16 protein-coding genes are annotated in these 17,997 nt (G+C 46.1%); 15 read left to right on the forward strand and 1 reads right to left on the reverse strand.

Features of this window, described 5'->3' with window-relative positions:
• Positions 1–152: 152 nt before the first annotated feature.
• The 15 genes from RIB93_RS24430 to RIB93_RS24500 all read left to right on the forward strand — a co-directional run bounded on the left by RIB93_RS24430 (position 153) and on the right by RIB93_RS24500 (position 17,575).
• Positions 153–707, forward strand: a complete 555-nt coding sequence (locus RIB93_RS24430; protein WP_446376534.1) for an NUDIX hydrolase — start codon at positions 153–155, stop codon at positions 705–707.
• 46 nt (positions 708–753) lie between these two features.
• Entirely contained in the window at positions 754–2,055 is a 1,302-nt protein-coding gene (stpA, locus tag RIB93_RS24435) for a glucosylglycerol 3-phosphatase (protein WP_446376536.1), read from the forward strand.
• A 1,044-nt stretch (positions 2,056–3,099) separates the two neighbouring features.
• Positions 3,100–3,567 carry a NifB/NifX family molybdenum-iron cluster-binding protein gene (locus RIB93_RS24440; RefSeq protein ID WP_446376538.1) on the forward strand — a complete coding sequence of 156 codons (468 nt, stop codon included), beginning with the start codon at positions 3,100–3,102 and terminating at the stop codon, positions 3,565–3,567.
• 153 nt (positions 3,568–3,720) lie between these two features.
• Complete coding sequence (nifS, locus tag RIB93_RS24445) at positions 3,721–4,947, forward strand: cysteine desulfurase NifS (protein WP_446376540.1); 1,227 nt, start codon at positions 3,721–3,723, stop codon at positions 4,945–4,947.
• A gap of 189 nt (positions 4,948–5,136) precedes the next feature.
• The gene (nifU, locus tag RIB93_RS24450; protein WP_446376542.1) at positions 5,137–6,090 is read left to right on the forward strand and encodes a Fe-S cluster assembly protein NifU; all 954 of its coding nucleotides are present in this window, start codon (positions 5,137–5,139) and stop codon (positions 6,088–6,090) included.
• A 521-nt stretch (positions 6,091–6,611) separates the two neighbouring features.
• Complete coding sequence (nifH, locus tag RIB93_RS24455) at positions 6,612–7,436, forward strand: nitrogenase iron protein (RefSeq protein ID WP_446376544.1); 825 nt, start codon at positions 6,612–6,614, stop codon at positions 7,434–7,436.
• A 102-nt stretch (positions 7,437–7,538) separates the two neighbouring features.
• Positions 7,539–7,898, forward strand: a complete 360-nt coding sequence (locus RIB93_RS24460) for a P-II family nitrogen regulator (RefSeq protein ID WP_446376546.1) — start codon at positions 7,539–7,541, stop codon at positions 7,896–7,898.
• 116 nt (positions 7,899–8,014) lie between these two features.
• Complete coding sequence (locus RIB93_RS24465) at positions 8,015–8,410, forward strand: P-II family nitrogen regulator (protein ID WP_446376548.1); 396 nt, start codon at positions 8,015–8,017, stop codon at positions 8,408–8,410.
• A 112-nt stretch (positions 8,411–8,522) separates the two neighbouring features.
• On the forward strand, positions 8,523–10,142 hold the full coding sequence (gene nifD, locus RIB93_RS24470) for a nitrogenase molybdenum-iron protein alpha chain (RefSeq protein ID WP_446376550.1): 1,620 nt from the start codon (positions 8,523–8,525) through the stop codon (positions 10,140–10,142).
• Positions 10,143–10,298: 156 nt separating this feature from the next.
• Positions 10,299–11,675, forward strand: coding sequence for a nitrogenase molybdenum-iron protein subunit beta (gene nifK, locus RIB93_RS24475; protein WP_446376552.1), 1,377 nt, complete (start codon positions 10,299–10,301; stop codon positions 11,673–11,675).
• Positions 11,676–11,814: 139 nt separating this feature from the next.
• The gene (locus RIB93_RS24480; RefSeq protein WP_446376554.1) at positions 11,815–12,120 is read left to right on the forward strand and encodes a (2Fe-2S) ferredoxin domain-containing protein; all 306 of its coding nucleotides are present in this window, start codon (positions 11,815–11,817) and stop codon (positions 12,118–12,120) included.
• Positions 12,121–12,314: 194 nt separating this feature from the next.
• Positions 12,315–13,682, forward strand: coding sequence for a nitrogenase iron-molybdenum cofactor biosynthesis protein NifE (gene nifE, locus RIB93_RS24485; protein ID WP_446376556.1), 1,368 nt, complete (start codon positions 12,315–12,317; stop codon positions 13,680–13,682).
• A 226-nt stretch (positions 13,683–13,908) separates the two neighbouring features.
• Positions 13,909–15,393, forward strand: coding sequence for a nitrogenase component 1 (locus tag RIB93_RS24490; RefSeq protein WP_446376558.1), 1,485 nt, complete (start codon positions 13,909–13,911; stop codon positions 15,391–15,393).
• Positions 15,394–15,505: 112 nt separating this feature from the next.
• Complete coding sequence (gene nifB, locus RIB93_RS24495) at positions 15,506–16,789, forward strand: nitrogenase cofactor biosynthesis protein NifB (protein WP_446376560.1); 1,284 nt, start codon at positions 15,506–15,508, stop codon at positions 16,787–16,789.
• A gap of 363 nt (positions 16,790–17,152) precedes the next feature.
• Positions 17,153–17,575 (forward strand): hypothetical protein, encoded by a 423-nt coding sequence (locus RIB93_RS24500; RefSeq protein WP_446376562.1) that lies wholly within the window; start codon positions 17,153–17,155, stop codon positions 17,573–17,575.
• Between the two features lie 173 nt (positions 17,576–17,748).
• Here the strand turns inward: RIB93_RS24500 and RIB93_RS24505 are convergent, their stop codons facing one another.
• Positions 17,749–17,958 carry a TOBE domain-containing protein gene (locus tag RIB93_RS24505; protein ID WP_446376564.1) on the reverse strand — a complete coding sequence of 70 codons (210 nt, stop codon included), beginning with the start codon at positions 17,956–17,958 and terminating at the stop codon, positions 17,749–17,751.
• Between the last annotated feature and the right edge of the window lie 39 nt (positions 17,959–17,997).

The raw sequence follows: 17,997 nt of genomic DNA on the forward strand, positions 1-17,997 counted from the left end.
CTACAATTGTCCCTAAACCCGCCCCTACAATTGTCCCTAAACCCGCCCCTACAATTGTCCCTAAACCCGCCCCTACATCTAATTTTTCTGCCCCAAATGCCTTTGCCAATCAATTACGCAAATTTATTTTTTTGTCCAAAGTCCCATGTTTTATGAATAAACCGCGCCCCTGGCAAACCCTAGACCGTTTCGTGGAAATCTGTTCCCCATGGCTTACCCTAATCGGTGAACGCCTACAAGATGACCAAGGGCGAATTCTTGACTATTGGCGAGTCGAAAAAGCTGATTCAGTTGTCATCATCACGATTCAGGCGGGGAAATTTCTGCTTCCTGCACCAACCTATCGCCCTGGTGTCAGAGAAACGACGCTGGATTTTCCCGGTGGACGAGTCAATCCTGAACAAACCTCCATCGCCGCCGTTCCGGGAATCTTAAGCCGGGAATTAGGAGTCTCTGAAGACGCGATCGCAAACCTAACTCCTCTCAATTCTACAGGCTGGGCAATCAATAGCTCTTTCTCCAACCAATCTCTCTATGGTTTCGTTGCTGAACTTGACCCCACAGTCGTGGTCAACCCCAACCGAATCGGCATCACCTACCCCACCACATCCGCTGGAATTCACTCCCTCCTGCAAGATTTAACCTGTCTCCAGTGTCGCGCTGTGTTGCTAGAGTGGCAGAGTCAGAGGATTATCGCTGAACCATGAACTATGAACGATAGAATATGAACTGTTTGTCATCAGTGATTTATCAATGAGTGTTTCTTCTCAACTTCTTCCCCATGAGCATACTTTATCGTTAAAGACTGAAGTCCTTGCCGATGTTTTAATCAATGTAGAAAATATCCTAATTATCCAAGATTTAGATGGCGTCTGTATGGGACTGGTTAAAGACCCATTAACGCGAGTGATTGACCGAAACTATGTCAAAGCAACGCAGGCATTTGAGGGTCATTTTTATGTACTGACCAATGGAGAGCATATTGGAGAACGAGGAGTTAATGGTATTATTGAACGCGCCTTTGGTAATCCGGCTGAGGTTAAGGCAAAGGGGCTATATCTCCCTGGTCTAGCGGGTGGCGGTGTGCAGTGGCAAGACCGCCAAGGGAATGTCTCTCACCCTGGTGTTAGTGAAGCCGAATTAGAATTTTTAGCCGAAGTTCCGCAGACGATTAAACTCCGGTTACGCCGCTTTTTTGAACCAAGGAGTACAGCTGCAGAAATTAAAAACTTGGAGGAATGTATCCAGGCTTCTGTTCTGGAAAATAAGGCTTCCCCTAGTGCGAATCTGAATACCTTTCATGAACAACTGCGCCAATACCCGCAAATTTATATGGATTTGCAAAAAGACATGCAAAACCTGATGCAAGAACTGTTACAAGAGGCACAGATTAAAGGGTTAGGCGATTCGTTTTTTGTTCATTATGCTCCCAACTTAGGCAGAGATTTAAACGGACAGGAAATGTTACGCCCAGCTCAAGGGCAAGATTCTGGCACAACTGATTTTCAGTTTATGCTGCAAGGGGCGATTAAAGAGGCAGGTGTGTTAGGGATTTTAAATCGTTATTATTTTCAACGGACGGGTTCCTATCCCTTAGGGGAAGACTTTAATGTGCGACAAGCGCCCAAAAGCCTAGAGGAATTACTGGAGTTGGTTAAAGCAAATTTCGACCCGAAAGACATGCCGTTGATGATTGGCGTTGGAGATACGGTAAATAGCTCTGTGGAAGACATACAGGGACGAGTAACAGTTCGCCGAGGCGGGAGCGATCGCAACTTTTTACAACTGATTCAAACGATTGGTCAGGAGTTAAATACAGGCAATATTATCGTCTATATTGATAGTAGCCAAGGTGAAGTCAAAAATCGCAAGTCGGTGAAAATTGGTCATAATGAAACATCTGGGGAGGACATCATTGTGCTGGAAGGTCCCGGTGATGTTCGCGATGTTGATGAGCCTTTAACCTTAAACTTTGTCTTTCACAAAGGTCATCAACAGTACAGTCAATTTTTTCAAAAGGCGGCGCGAGAAAGAGAAGCGAGTGATCAGCGATAGGATAAGCACGTCACCAACCCAAACATTAAGACAGTAGGGGCGCATAGACGTGCGCCCTTATTTAGGGTCTGCTGCACAACTCCAAAACTCTCGAAAATAGAGGTAATGAGGGCAGTTCAAGTTAATTGATCTTTTCTGGCTTGTTAAGGAGGACTTGGATTTAGAGTATTGAATGAACAACACACTGTTATGTGCGACTGGAGGAGCTAACTGAGGTCAAATCGCTGTCTGCCAAGGCTTTTATAGTTTGCGATCGCTCTTTGTGTGAGAAATGCGGGATTCCCATGGTCGTTACCCATTCCCAATTTAAATGCATGACAGCTTAATCCGTTGGGGCGGGTTTAGTGACATCAGGGTGAAAACCAAATGTTAATGGTAAAACCCGCCCCTACATTTTCTCCATCTCCCAGACGCGCCATGGCGCGTCTCTACAACCCCTGTTCCTCAACCCAATCTACACCAATGGGGAAAATCTAAAAAAAATCGATAGAAATGCAGACTCCGCAAAAAAATGCTAATTTAGATACAGAAATGCCATTCAAGGTAAAACGTTAGATTTAACCGATAAGCATTTTGAGTACAAATCTGTACTCAGTAAAATAACCAAATAAAATTGGCTCAATCCCGCACTACAATAGGCTTTGAGCTTGAGTACAAAAACCCTAACGCCCCACCCCTTAAATACTTGCACCCCATCCCAAAAACACTAGAACCCCTACCCCCAAAGAATTTTGAAATGCCTCTGTAATCAGACTTTAGGGTGATGAGTACATAACTAATTAATCTAATAAGTCTTAACCCCAGGCGAACAGAACCTCCTTTTTAGACCGAGCTGCTATAAAAACAACTATCGCCGGAATTCAAGTATGAAGGATGCTCAATCAACTCCTTCATACTTAACTGTTTAAGTATTGGCGTTGGGTGTTAAGGGTGCATTTATCTTTTAATTCAGACAATGCCGCAAGCCCATGACTCAAACAGTTACTGGATTGGCTACGCCGAGACGATTAGGCGATTCGAGGACACCGGAGGAGGAAGGATGTCATGAACACCAACAGTCTGAAGATGAAATCAGAATACGACTTGAAACGACCTCAGGAACGACAAACGGGCAAAGAGCCTAAAGAATTCCTGAACGCGACTCGAACTGAAAATACATCCTCTGTCGCCAATCGGACTAAAATCCGCGTCGCTGTCGCCAGTAAAGGGGGTGGCTTGGTTAATCAGCATTTTGGTCATGCTAAAGAATTCGAGATTTACGACGTTGATCGCGATGAAGCCCATTGTATTGATCGGCGTTCCGTCACTCCCTATTGCCAAGGCGGGTATGGTGAAGCCGATGTACTCGACACTATTATGCAAACGCTTTCGGATTGCCAAGCTGTCATGGTGTCTAAGATTGGGGCTTGTCCCAAGGAACAATTACAGGCACAGGGAATTGAGTGCGTTGAAGCGTATGACGTGATTGAAAACGTAGTGTTGGACTTCTACGAGCAATATCAAATGTCGTAGGGGCGGGTTTTACCACTAACGTTTGACAAAAACCAATCCCTTGACTAAACCCGCCCGGATTCAAACATAGAGTATTTGGTATCTTTGGTTACGATTTTACAGGAATTTTAGCATCGAGTTCGATTCCTAGACTGATGTTCTATAGGTAGATTTATGAGTGTAATTTATCTGGATAATAATGCCACCACCCGTGTAGACGAGGCTGTACTGGAGGAGATGCTGCCTTATCTGAGTGAATATTATGGAAATCCCTCCAGTATGCACACGTTTGGTGGACAATTATCCCGCAGCTTAGAGCAAGCACGAGAAAAAGTTGCGGCATTATTGGGCGCTCAACCGACAGAAATTATTTTTACCAGTTGTGGTACGGAAGGGGATAATGCGGCGATTCGCGCGGCGTTGATCACCCAACCGGACAAGAAGCATATTGTTACTACGGCGGTGGAACATCCAGCAGTTTACACGCTTTGCAAACGACTGGAAAAAGAAGGCTATCGGGTGACTTATTTACCCGTTAATGGCAAAGGATTGATTGATCTCAAGGAACTGAAAGCCGCTCTCACCGACGACACGGCGCTGGTTTCGGTGATGTGCGCCAATAATGAAACGGGGACGATTTTCCCGATTGAACGGATTGGGCAAATTGTCAAAGAACGGGGCATTTTGTTCCACGTTGATGCGGTGCAGGCGGTGGGGAAGGTTCCCTTAAATATGAGCGAAAGTACGGTTGATTTCTTGGTTCTATCGGGTCATAAACTTCATGCGCCTAAGGGGATTGGGGTACTTTATGTTCGCAAAGGGGTGCGCTTTCGTCCCCTGTTAATTGGTGGACATCAAGAACGAGGGCGTCGAGGGGGTACGCCGAATGTTCCCGCCATTATTGGGCTGGGGAAAGCGGCGGAATTGGCAATCCAGCACGTCAGCGAAGAAGTTACCCAGGTGAAGGAATTACGCGATCGCTTGGAACAAGGATTACTGAGTCGGATTTCCGATTGTCAGCTTAATGGTCATCCATCGATGCGGTTACCGAATACGACGAATATTGGGTTTAAGTATATCGAAGGTGAAGCCATTTTGCTTTCCCTGGATCGCTTTGGGATTTGCGCCTCGTCGGGTTCGGCTTGCACCTCTGGCTCATTAGAACCGTCTCATGTGCTGCGGGCGATGGGATTACCTTACACCCTTCTCCATGGCTCAATTCGGTTTAGTTTGTCCCGGTATACCACCTCAGCCGAAATTGATCGGGTGTTGGAAGTGATGCCACCAATTGTAGAACGTTTGCGAACGATTTCCCCCTTCAAGAATGAAGCCGACGAAGAACAGGGTTGGCTGCAAACAGCCAGGGAACAACAGGGTAGAGGGGTTATGACGGCGCAATGAGCAGGGGTGCAGGGGGAGATTGTGTAGGGGCGGGTTTCACTACTATCTTTTCGGTTACACCTAGATGTAATTAAACCCGCCCCGACTTTACGTAATGACGAATGACGAATGACGAATGACGAATGACAAATGACAAATGACGAATGACGAATGACGAATGACGAATGACAAATAACGGGAGAATAAGCGATGTGGGACTACACTGACAAGGTAATGGATTTGTTTCATAATCCTCACAATATGGGCGCGATCGCAACTCAAGATTGTGATCCGACGGAAACGATCGCGGTTGGCGAAATTGGCAGTATCGTTTGTGGCGATGCGTTGCGCTTGTATCTGAGGATTGATACCAAAACCGATATTATCTTAGACGCCCGTTTTCAAACCTTTGGCTGTGCGAGTGCGATCGCGTCTTCCTCGGCGCTGACGGATCTGATTAAGGGGATGACGGTTGATGATGCGTTGCGACTGACGAATCGTGAGATTGCTAGCTATTTGGGCGGCTTACCTCAAGAGAAGATCCACTGTTCGGTTATGGGTCAAGAAGCCCTGGAAGCGGCGATTTCTGATTATAAAGGAGTTCCGGTTAGACCGGAGGAAGAGGATGAAAGTCCCCTGGTGTGTAGTTGCTTTGGGGTTAGTTCCGCTAAGATTAAGCGACTGATTCGGGAAAATCATCTCACTACCGCCGAAGAAGTCACCAACTACATTAAAGCTGGTGGGGGGTGTGGCTCTTGTTTGGCAGATATCGATGATCTGGTGATCGATGTTACTCAAGAACAGGATAAATTAAACACCGCCGCGTCGTTGTCCGCACCGATTCCTCAACCCGCCATCGCTACAACAACTCCATCGACTTCCCCGATCAAGGAAAGCCAGGGGGGAACGCCATCGGCTACCAAGCTAACCAACTTACAAAAAATTACCTTGATTCAGCAGGTTCTTGAACAGGAAGTGCGTCCCACATTAGCCTATGATGGCGGCGATGTGGAGTTGCATGACGTAGAGGGCGATCGCGTCAAGGTGATTCTCAAAGGATCGTGTGATGGCTGTCCCAGCGTGATGATTACCCTGAAGATGGCGATCGAAAAGCGGCTGCAAGAACGAGTCTCTCCTAATCTTATTGTTGAAGCCGTGGTTTAACTTTAATGTGCAAATTTTGACTTTAGTTTCTGATTGAACAAGTTTTAACGTAACTCCGTTGTATAGATAACCCTTGGTAAATCGCCAAGGGTATTTTTTTTGGACCGATAACAGGTTAAATTCATTCTACAAACAAGTAAAATTTACATTAATGAATCTGAATTAAAAACAGTGTTAATTGTCACTATTTAACAATAAATAAAGACTTGAACAAAGGTAACCAAGCAATTAATTTATGGTTTATATAGGAAGACCAGATGTTTGTTACAAACGGCAAAATACTGAATAAAAACTAAATCAATAAACTTCTGCTTTTGTAGCGAAATACACTTTCATGACCGAATTTAATTTCTATTATTAAATCATCAGGAAAACAAAAAACGTTACCAGGATAAACGCTCACTGCTTTCTTGATTAACTTGAAGCTTTCGGATGGTTGAATAGATACAAATTATCTGAATCAGCTTCAATAAAACGTTAATGATGCAACCTCAAATAATTGATACTAATGGAGGTCTGAAATGAGGAAGATTGCTATTTACGGTAAAGGTGGAATCGGTAAATCCACAACCACACAAAATACAGTGGCTGGACTTGTCGAACTCGGTCGCAAAGTCATGATCGTGGGTTGTGACCCCAAAGCAGATTCTACACGCTTATTGCTCGGTGGTTTGCACCAAAAGAGTGTGTTAGATACTTTACGTGAAGAAGGCGACGACGTCGATCTCGAAGAAATTCGTAAAGAAGGCTATGGCAAAACCCTCTGCGTAGAATCCGGTGGTCCGGAACCTGGTGTCGGCTGTGCAGGTCGAGGCATTATCACCTCAATTAGTATGCTCGAACAACTCGGTGCCTATGACGAGAGTGAAGGTCTTGATTATGCGTTCTACGACGTACTAGGTGACGTGGTTTGCGGCGGTTTCGCCATGCCAATTCGGGAAGGTAAAGCCCAAGAAATTTACATCGTTACCTCTGGCGAAATGATGGCAATGTATGCCGCTAATAACATCTGCCGAGGCATTCAAAAATACGCTGAATCTGGCGGTGTTCGTCTAGGCGGTTTGATTTGCAACAGCCGTAAGGTTGATCTGGAAGCTGAACTTATCGAAGCATTGGCTGAAGCCCTCGGCACTCAGATGATCTATTTCTTGCCTCGCGACAATATGGTTCAACGGGCAGAATTGAACCGCAAGACGGTGATTGAATATGACTCCGATTGTGAGCAAGCCGTTCATTATCGCAGCTTAGCTAAAGCGATTGATGAGAATACCAATCATGTCGTTCCCACACCAATGAAGAATGACGAGTTGGAACAACTACTTGTTAAATTCGGTTTGTACGGCTAAAGATGCAGTGAAAGATGCAGTGTGTTGCAGGTGGAAGGTTAGAAAACGTTCCATACCTTCCACCGCTGAAATACAAGCACAATTGTTTGGAGGCAACATCCCATGACTATCATGGTGAGAGCGATTATTCGACCGGAAAAGAGCGACGACGTTATGAAAGCGCTCTTGGACGCTGGTTATCCAGCCGTTACCAAAGTTGATGTCTTTGGTCGAGGCAAACAACGGGGATTGAAAATTGGTAATGTGCTTTATGATGAACTGCCGAAAGAGTTGTTAATGGTAGTCGTCCCCGATACTGAAAAAGAGTTTGTGATTCGGGCAATTCTCGGTAGCGCTCGCACGGGAACAGAAGGAGCAGCCGGTGATGGCAAGATATTTGTCAGTCCTGTAGAAGAAGTCTACACCATCAGCTCCGGCAAAGCCGATTCGAGTAAGAAAGAACCTGCGCTGGCTACGCGCTAAACATGAGACCCATTTTGTATCCGTTGTTCTTGTAGAAATCGTTAATAACGGTTTCTACAAGAGAACTCCCCAGTTTATGTTAGGAGGCACGAGAGTAAATCTCAGTGTTGAAGGTTATGAAAGAAGTTCTGGCTGTCATCAGGATGAACAAAATCAACCAGACGAAAGCAGCATTAAGCAAAGCTGGTTTTCCGTCCGTGACAGCGGTGAAAGTAGTCGGTCGAGGCAGGCAAGCCGTGGACTTTCAGTTAGCGAAAGCAATTAATGAAAATCCCCAAGATAGCAGTGATTTACTGCCCCTCCTGGCTCAAGGACACCGTTTAATCCCTAAACGTATGCTCAGTTTGGTGGTTCCCGATGACAACGTTGAGCAAGTGGTTGATGCCCTGATTCAAGCCAATCAGACCAGCAACCCAGGAGATGGAAAAATCTTTGTTCTGCCCGTTGAGGATAGTGTCCGTGTTAGCAGCGGAGAAACTGGAGCAGTCGCGATTGATGAAATGGCGGGTTAAGGTTTCCCAGTGAAATGTAGGGGTGGGTTTTACAGATAACGGTTTGGTACACATCGATAACTTGACTAAATCCGCCCTTCTAGGAAAGTAATTAAGACAGGAGAAAAAGATTATGAGTCCTCATGATTCAGATACCTTGAAATTAGAAAAGGCGACGTATGAAGTAGACCCGAAAGAGGTTACCAAAGAGATGGTAGCCCCCTACCCAACCAAGGTTGCCAGAAAACGGGCAAAGCATATCGTGATGCGGGACCCGTCCGTCGAAGGACAGGAAATTCAGGCGAATGTGCGAACAGTTCCTGGCATTCTCAACACCAGACACTGTGCCTTTGCTGGCTGTAAAGGGGTGGTTGTTGGTCCCTTTGGTGATGTACTTCACATTGTTCACGGACCAGTGGGCTGTTCTTACTACACCTGGATGACACGGCGTAATCAGTATCGGACTCGTGAAGATGGCAAGAATTACATGAGCTACTGCGTCACTACTGATATGCAGGACTCTGATATTGTCTTCGGCGGTGTGAAAAAGCTGCGTCAGGCAGTTCAGGAAGGCTATGACATCTTCAAGCCCAATGCAATTACCATCACAGCCACCTGTCCTGTGGGGTTAATTGGTGACGATATTCAAACCGTTGCCAAAGAGATGACAGAAAAGTTGGGCATTTCGGTTGTTGCATTTAACTGCGAAGGATATAAAGGCGTTTCCCAGTCTGCGGGTCACCATATCGCCAACAATGGCTTCTTTAAAAATTGGGTTGGTGAAGGCGAAGCAGAAGACGAAGAAATTGAAGGCTTCACCGTCAACCTTTTGGGTGAGTACAACATCGGCGGCGATTCCTATGAAATTGAGCGGGTGTTTGAGAAGTGTGGCATTAATGTGATTGCTACATTCAGTGGTGATGGCAACTACGATGCCGCCACCAAAGCGCATTTGGCTCAATTGAACTTGGTCATGTGTCACCGCTCAATTAACTACATGGCGGAGATGATGGAAACCAAGTTTGGGGTGCCCTGGACAAAGGTCAGCTTCATCGGCGTTCAAGCTTTTGCCAAGTCCTTGCGTAAGGTTGCCCGATTCTTTAATGATGAGGCACTCACCCAGCGGATTGAAGAGGTGATTGCCGAAGAGGTGGCTGCCGCAGAAGCGGAAATTGCCCCGATTCGGGAACGGTTAGAAGGCAAGAGTGCGATTCTGTTTGTGGGTGGTTCTCGCGCTCACCATTACCAAGACTTGTTTGCAGACTTAGGCATCAAAACCATTGCTGCTGGTTATGAGTTCGCCCACCGGGATGACTACGAAGGTCGTCAAGTTCTACCGTTGAAAGTAGACGCCGACTCCCGCAACGTCGAAGAGTTGCATGTCGAAAAAGACCCCGAACGCTACAAATTGACGGCTGACCCAGCATGGGTGGAGCAGCTTAAAGAAGAAGGGTTCCTGAATCGGTACGAGGGCATGATTTCGGAGATGGGTGAAGACACCTTGATGATTGATGACATCTCCCATCATGAGCTAGAAACTCTGATTAAGCGCCTCAAGCCCGATATCGTCGGTTCCGGGATTAAGGACAAGTATGTGATTGAGAAGTTTGGCGTTCCTTGTAAGCAACTTCACAACTACGACTACGGCGGTCCGTTTGCCGGATTCCAAGGTGCGGTTAATTTCGCCAAAGATATCGATATGCGGATTAATAACCCCACTTGGAAGTTGGTTAAAGCCCCCTGGCAGAACTAGCCAATGTAGAGACGCGCCATGGCGCGTCTGAGAGCAAAAAAGTTATCCGTTAATTCTTGCGAGCAGGGCGGGTTTAGTCACATCTGGGTTGAACAAGCAACGTTAATGGTGAAACCCGCCCCTACATACTTAAACCCACAAAGGAGAACCAGAATCATGTTAGAAGCAACCCCTAAAGAAATCGTTGAACGCAAGGCGCTACGAATCAATCCGGCTAAAACCTGTCAGCCGATTGGTGCAATGTACGCCGCATTAGGGATTCACGGCTGCTTGCCGAACTCCCACGGCTCCCAAGGCTGCTGTTCATTCCACAAGTCTCACCTGACCCGCCATTACAGAGAACCTATAATGGCTGCAACCAGCGCCTTTACTGAGGGTTCCTCTGTGTTCGGCGGTGGTGCAAACCTCAAGCAAGCTCTGACCACTATTTTTAGCGTCTACAACCCGGATATGGTGGCGGTGAGTACCACTTGCTTATCGGAAACCATTGGCGATGATTTACCCACATTTATCCGCCAGTCCCGTGAATCTGGGGCAGTTCCCGAAGGCAAATACGTCATTCACGCCAATACTCCCAGCTATGTCGGGTCTCATGTCACCGGCTGGTCGAATATGACTAAGGCGATGGTGACTTATTTATCGGCAAAAACCGATACGCCGAATCATAAGCTCAACATTATTCCAGGCTACGTCGAACCCTCCGATGTGCGGGCGGTTAAGCAGTTGGTGACCCAAATGGGGATTAACGCGATTGTTTTCCCGGATACTGCGGATGTAGTGGATACACCGAAAACCGGTGATTTTCAGATGTACCCGAAAGGCGGGACACCGATTCCCGATTTAATCGACACCGGGAATAGCACTGCCACTTTAGCCTTGGGTAATTTTACCTCGGAAGCTGCCGCGACAGCCCTACAAAACAAGTGCCAAGTTCCGTCTCGTGTTCTGGACTTACCCATTGGTCTTCGCGCCACTGACCGTTTTGTCCAAGCCCTAATCGAATTCAGTGATGTCACACCACCAGAATCCCTCAATGATGACCGGGGACGGTTGGTTGATGTGATGACGGATATGCAGCAGTATCTGTATCGCAAGCGGGTTGCGGTATACGGTGACCCTGACCAGGTAATCTCTGCGACTGAGTTCCTCGTAGACTGCGGCATGTTACCGGTTTACGTGATTACGGGTAGCCCGGTTGGGAAGCGCTTTGAAGAACGGGTCAAAGATATCCTCAAGGATACCGTTCCCGATGCCGTTGTTGCGGCTAATGCAGACTTATTCTACCTGCATCAACTGATTAAGAATGAGCCAGTCGATTTGCTGTTAGGCAATGAATACGGCAAGTATATCGGTCGTGATGAAGATATTCCGATCGTGCGCTTCGGTTTCCCCATTTTAGACCGCGTCGGTCACAGCTACTTCCCCACAGCTTGTTACTGGGGTGGTATCTACCTGCTATCTAATATTTGCAACACCTTACTCGAACGCCTCGACCGGGATGCTCCCGATGAGCTGTTTGAATTGGTTCGCTAGAACGCTTTAGGGGCGGGTTAATTCGGATAATTTGTTGTCAGCCTAATGTAACTAAACCCGCCCCAATCCAAGGTTTGAGTTAGTCCTGAACAACTCAAAAATCATCCTTAATTTTTCATCCTTTTTAAGGGGGTTTATCATGCAGAAACCTGAACATCATATCTTCGTTTGTTCCAGCTTCCGAGTCAATGGCAACGCGAAAGGAGTTTGTCAGAAAAAAAATTCTACAACGTTAATTCAGTATCTCGAATCAGAAATCACCGATCGCGGTTTAGACGCTCTGGTTTCCTCAACGGGATGCATGAATCTGTGCAACAATGGACCCGTGATGATGGTTTATCCAGACAATTATTGGTACGGCAATGTTGACGAAGAAGCCATTGACGAAATCCTCGACGCCTTAGAAGACGGCAAACCTGCTAAGGATTATCTGTTTGTTAGTTAGTTAAATCTCAGATAGTAAAGGGCGACCCGAGTCAATTGAGTAAATACAGTTTTTACTTAATGCCAGCGGGTCGCCCCTACATAAAACTAACGGTAAAATTGGCGGCGATTGCTACAGCGAACCGTTAAATCCAACATCCTACACCCAGTCTATTTTTTAAGTCTTTGCCTTTTGAAGTTTGTGAGCCTGACAATATGGAACCTGTTATTTTTCAAGAACGTGAAAAGCAAATTCACCGCAAGGGGAAACAACCATTTGACCTGGAATGTAACAAAGATAGTCTTGCGGGTGCAGTTAGCCAACGGGCTTGCGTCTTTTGCGGTTCTCGCGTTGTTTTATACCCCATCGCTGATGCGGTTCATTTAGTCCATGGACCAATCGGCTGTGCGGCGTATACCTGGGATATTCGCGGGGCGCTTTCATCGGGTCCAGAATTGCATCGGTTGAGTTTTTCCACGGACTTACAAGAACGGGATGTTATCTTTGGTGGTGAAAAGAAACTGTATCAGGCGCTAACGGAACTGATTGACCGACATCACCCCAATGCGGCGTTCGTTTATTCCACCTGTATAGTGGGCATTATTGGCGATGATTTAGAAGCGATATGTCGGCGAGTTAGCCAAGAAAAAAACATCCCCGTAATCCCGGTTAAATCAGAAGGATTTAAGGGCAACAAACGGGCGGGCTATAATGCCGCTTGTACGGCGATGTTCCGCTTAGTCGGGACAGGGGATACTACCGGAATTTCTCCCCGCAGTATTAATATCCTGGGTGATTTTAATTTAGCTGGGGAAATTTGGATTATCCGCGAATATTTTGAACGCATGGGTGTCCAGGTTGTTGCCAATATCACAGGCGATGGTAGAGTAGGAGATATCGCGCGATCGCACGGCGCTGCATTGAACGTGGTTCAGTGTTCTGGGGCGACAATGGACTTAGCCAAGATGATGAAGGAAAAGTATGGAACTCCGTTTCTACGAGTGTCCTACTTTGGCGTCGAAGACATGGCGGAAGCCTTGTATAAAGTTGCCCGATTCTTCGAGGATGACCCAGAAATTCTTAAACGCGCTCAAGACTTAGTGCGGGAAGAATTAACCCTGTTATATACTAAACTGCAAGAGTACCGCAAAGACTTGCAAGGTAAAAAAGCGGCAATTTATGTGGGCGGTGCGTTCAAAGCCTTTTCCTTAGTGAAAGCCTTCCGACTTATCGGCATGGATGTGGTGATGGTGGGTTCGCAAACGGGAACCAGTGAAGATTATCGAGAACTCCACGAAGTTACCGATGAAGGCACAATTATTGTGGATGATTCTAACCCCTTAGAACTCTCAGCCTTTTTAAAAGAAAAAGATGTTGATATCTTTGTCGGCGGCGTGAAAGAACGACCCATTGCCTATAAATTAGGACTTGGATTTTGCGACCACAATCATGAACGCAAGGAAGCGTTAGAAGGGTTTCTGGGAATGGTTAATTTTGCCAAAGAAGTGCATAGCACCGTTATGTCTCCCGTCTGGAGATTCGTGCCGCGTAAAAATAAAGCCTTGAACTCAAGTTCCGGCTAAAAGCTTAAACCCGTTAAAACGGGTTGTTCGTAGTAGTTCGTAGTAGGCACTTTAGTGCCTCAAGTTGTCGGGTGTGTTAGCGAAGTGTAACGCACCGTTATTCCTCAAACTTAAGTTGTCGGGTGTGTTAGCATTCGCGCCGTGTTCCCAAAGGGTAGCGTAACGCACCATTATTCCAGGATTGAAATGATAAACCATTACCGAATTCGCTGCCACCGATAAAACCATGTCTAAGAAACTCAAAATTAAGCAAAAAACTGAAGCTTACGTTTCCACAACCAACGCCTGTAAACTGTGTAAACCTCTGGGCGCTTGTATTGCCTTTCGTGGAATTGAAGGAACCGTGCCCTTTCTCCATGGATCACAAGGCTGCGCCACCTACATGAGGCGTTATATCATTAGTCACTTTCGCGAACCCATTGACATCGCCTCATCTTCCTTGAGTGAAAAACACGCCGTTTATGGCGGAGGCGCTAACCTGAAAAAAGGTATCCTCAATGTCATGGATAAATATGGCGCGAAAGTTGTGGGAATTGCTACCACTTGCTTAACTGAAACCATTGGTGATAATGTTAGTGGCTTGTTGAGGGAGTTTAAGGAAGAATTTGGCGATAAGGAATTGCCAACCTTGTTAAATGTCTCCACCCCCAGTTATAGTGGGACGCATATGGAAGGCTTCCATGCAACAGTGCGGGCAGTGATTGATCAGTTAGTAATTGAATCGGAAACAGTCGAACCCAAAACGTCTTCCCAATCCCCAGGAGTCGGGGCGGGTTTAGTCACATCTGGGCAAACAGAAAAGGATAGTAGTGAAACCCGCCCCTACACACTCACCACGTCCAAAGTTAATCTTTTACCGGGATTAGTGTCTCCCGCCGATATCCGTTATTTAAAAGAAGTTCTCGACGATTTTAATTGTCCAGGAATTATCCTACCGGATATCTCCGAAACCTTAGACGCCCCCGCCCAAATGGACTATGACAAGATTCCGGAAGGGGGAACGCCAATTGCAGCGATTCAACGTATGGGACATTCTGACGCCACGATTGAGTTCGGTCAAGTGTTGCAACGCACAGGTAATTCTGGGGGTCAACTTCTGGCTAAACGCAACGGTGTTCCCCTGTACGCCTTGGGTATGCCGATTGGGTTGCGAGAGTGCGATCGCTTCTTTGAAGCCCTAGAAGAGGTGTCTGGTTGTGCGACACCGAGAAAACATGAATTGGAACGGGGACGGTTAGTGGATGCCTATGTTGATTCCCATAAATATCTGTTTGGTAAGCGGGTAGTTGTTTATGGAGAAGAAGATTTATGTGTCGGATTAACGGCATTTTTAGCCGAAATTGGCATGAAGATCGTCTTATGTGCATCAGGAGGAAATAGTGGACAGTTTCAGGACGCAATTAACGCGGTTACGTCGGATATTGTCACCGAACCGCCAATCGTTAAAGAAGGATTTGATTTCTATGAAATTTCTGAACAAATCGAAAATCTAGACCCCGATATGTTGATTGGAACCAGCAAAGGATATTCCCTGACTAAAAAACAGCAAATTCCCCTAATCCGCGTAGGCTTCCCCATTCACGATCGCTTTGGCGGACAGCGGATGCTACATCTGGGGTATCGCGGCACTCAGAACCTGTTAGATCGGATTGTGAATGCCATTATCGAGAAGAAGCAAGCTGATTCACCGGTGGGGTATGGCTATCTTTGATTTTGTCATTTGTCATTAGTCATTTGTCATTTGTTCACAAGTAATCATTCGTCACTAACTTAGTCTTGATAAGTTTCCGCAAATTAAACTCATCACTTCAGGAGAGAAAACTATGACAGCTACAGTTAACTTAGAAAATCACCCTTGTTTTAATGTCAAGGTAAAAGGACAGTTCGGACGAGTCCATTTACCTGTAGCACCCAAATGCAATATCCAATGTAATTATTGCAATCGCAAATATGATTGCGTCAACGAAAGTAGACCCGGTGTAACCAGTACCATTCTTTCTCCCGCCCAAGCCGCTGTTTACATGGAAAAGGTATTAGAAAAAGAACCGAGAATCAGTGTTGCTGGAATTGCGGGTCCCGGTGATCCCTTTGCCAATCCAGAGGAAACCTTAGGTACAATGCGGCTGCTGCGGGAAAAGTTTCCCGACTTAATCCTCTGCTTGGCGACCAATGGCTTAAATCTCCAACCCGAATATATCGACGAAATTGCCGAAATTGGCGTCAGTCACGTTACCGTTACCATCAACGCGATCGACCCAGAAATTACCCGCAAAGTGTACCGTTGGGTCCGCCATGAAAAGTCAGTTTATCAGGGATTAAAAGGCGCTAAGTTACTCTTAGAACGCCAATTAGAAGCCGTAAAAGGACTGAAAGCTGCCGGGATTACAGTAAAAATAAACTGCATCGTCATGCCCGGAATTAATGACCATCATGTGGTTGAAGTTGCCAAAACTATGGCAGAACTTGGGGCAGATTTATTTAATGCGATGGCGATGTATCCCACCGCCGAAACGCCATTTGAGGGATTGACTGAACCCGATGGGATTACGATGGCGAAAATCCGCAAAGAATGCGAGGAATATTTACCGCAAATGCGCCATTGCACACGCTGTCGGGCGGATGCTGTGGGACTTTTAGGCGCAGATCAGTCCGAGGAATTCCACGGGTGTTTGATTGCTTGTTCTAAGAAAGTGATTCCCATTGAAGAAAAAGAACGCCCTTATGTCGCTGTAGCCACCGTTGAAGGAATTCTAGTGAATCAGCATTTAGGTCAAGTGGATCAGTTTCAGATTTGGCAGAAAACAGATCAAGGCTTTACCTTAGTGGAAGAACGCCTCGCCCCTGACCGTGGAAGTGGTTTTGAACGGTGGCAAAAAGTTGCAAATATGCTGAAAGATTGTCGGGCAATTTTAGCCAGCAGTATTGGCGATAACCCGAAAGAAATTTTGACCAAGTGTGGTGTGCTTCCGGTGGAAATGAGCGGTTTTATTGAGACGGGATTGCAAGCCGTTTATGAAGGAAGTGATTTGTCAAAGCTGAAAGGCAAACGGCAAGTAGCGGCGGGTAAAGTTGGCGAATGTACCGGGAGTGGCTTAGGTTGTGGTTAAACCGTTTGTAGTTGCGCTGTCTTTGCCATAAACGCTGGCATTTATCACCGCAAATTGTAGGGTGCGTTAGCAAAGCGTAACGCACCGTTTTTCTTTTTCCTTATTATTGGTGGGTTACGGCGGATATCTGATTAAATAGTTATTCCTCTTTATGGAGTTACCGCCTAACCCACCCTACAGTTAATTAGGGCTTGCTGAATAAGTATTGGGGTGAGGGGGTGATAAGGGAAACAGTAGTGCTTTTCGTCTCGCTATAAGTGCAAGCTTTTCATCCATCCAGGAGGGATGGAGTGCATTTCATAAAATGCCATAGCTAATGCATCTACGCAATAGTTTTCTTGACCACATTAAAGGTATCGCATTATGCTGTATTTAGCAGAAGTCCAAAAGCATCATTACTGGATTGGCAGTCGAGCAACAGTACTTAAACTGCAAGCCTATTGCCAAGAAAGAAGCCGACAAATTTGGCGCACGGTTCAAGATGAAGTAGTTATAGCCACCCAAGTCAAGCACATTAATAAAGGTATGCTGGTCTTAATTGAGGTCACTTCAGATAGACAAGTTTGTCAAGTTTATTCGACGACAGCCGGACCGATTGTTAACATTCTCCAAGCCTTTACCTATCTGGAAAAACAATGGACAACGTACACCCAAAGCTGGGAAGATTTGAAACTATCTCTGCTGCTGCAACAGCAAGAACTCAATCGTCATGAAACTAGAATCCAGGAACTGGAAGAAAAATTGCAGCAAGCCTTGGCAAGGCGAGCAAGACGGCGGTATCAGTAGTTTTGAAAACATTTTTATCAGGATTCCCGCTTGGCTGACAATTTTTGTTAGATGAGAAAAGTCCTATCCTAATTAAGTCAGGGCGCACGTCTGTGCGCCCCTACGATTCCGGGCTGCTGTTGACTGGTGAAAACTGAGGATTTTGAACAACCCAATGTTTAAGCACGCACCCTTTAATCTGTTGCCACCATGACATCTGTCGCTTTAACAACAGCATACGCTTCCTTACCCTCGGCGAGACCAAGTCGTTCCGCAGAAGACTTGGTGATAATTGCCGTCATTTCCACCCCAGGAGCAACTTCTAGGGTCACTTCACTGTTCACAGAGCCAGGTACAACCTTTTTTACTATTCCTTTAAAGGTATTGCGAGCGCTAATTTCCATAGTTCAATCCCTGCTTTAGTCATTGGTTCACCAGCTAAT

This window comes from Coleofasciculus sp. D1-CHI-01 (genome assembly GCF_040218875.1).
In the GTDB taxonomy this organism is placed as follows: domain Bacteria; phylum Cyanobacteriota; class Cyanobacteriia; order Cyanobacteriales; family Coleofasciculaceae; genus Coleofasciculus.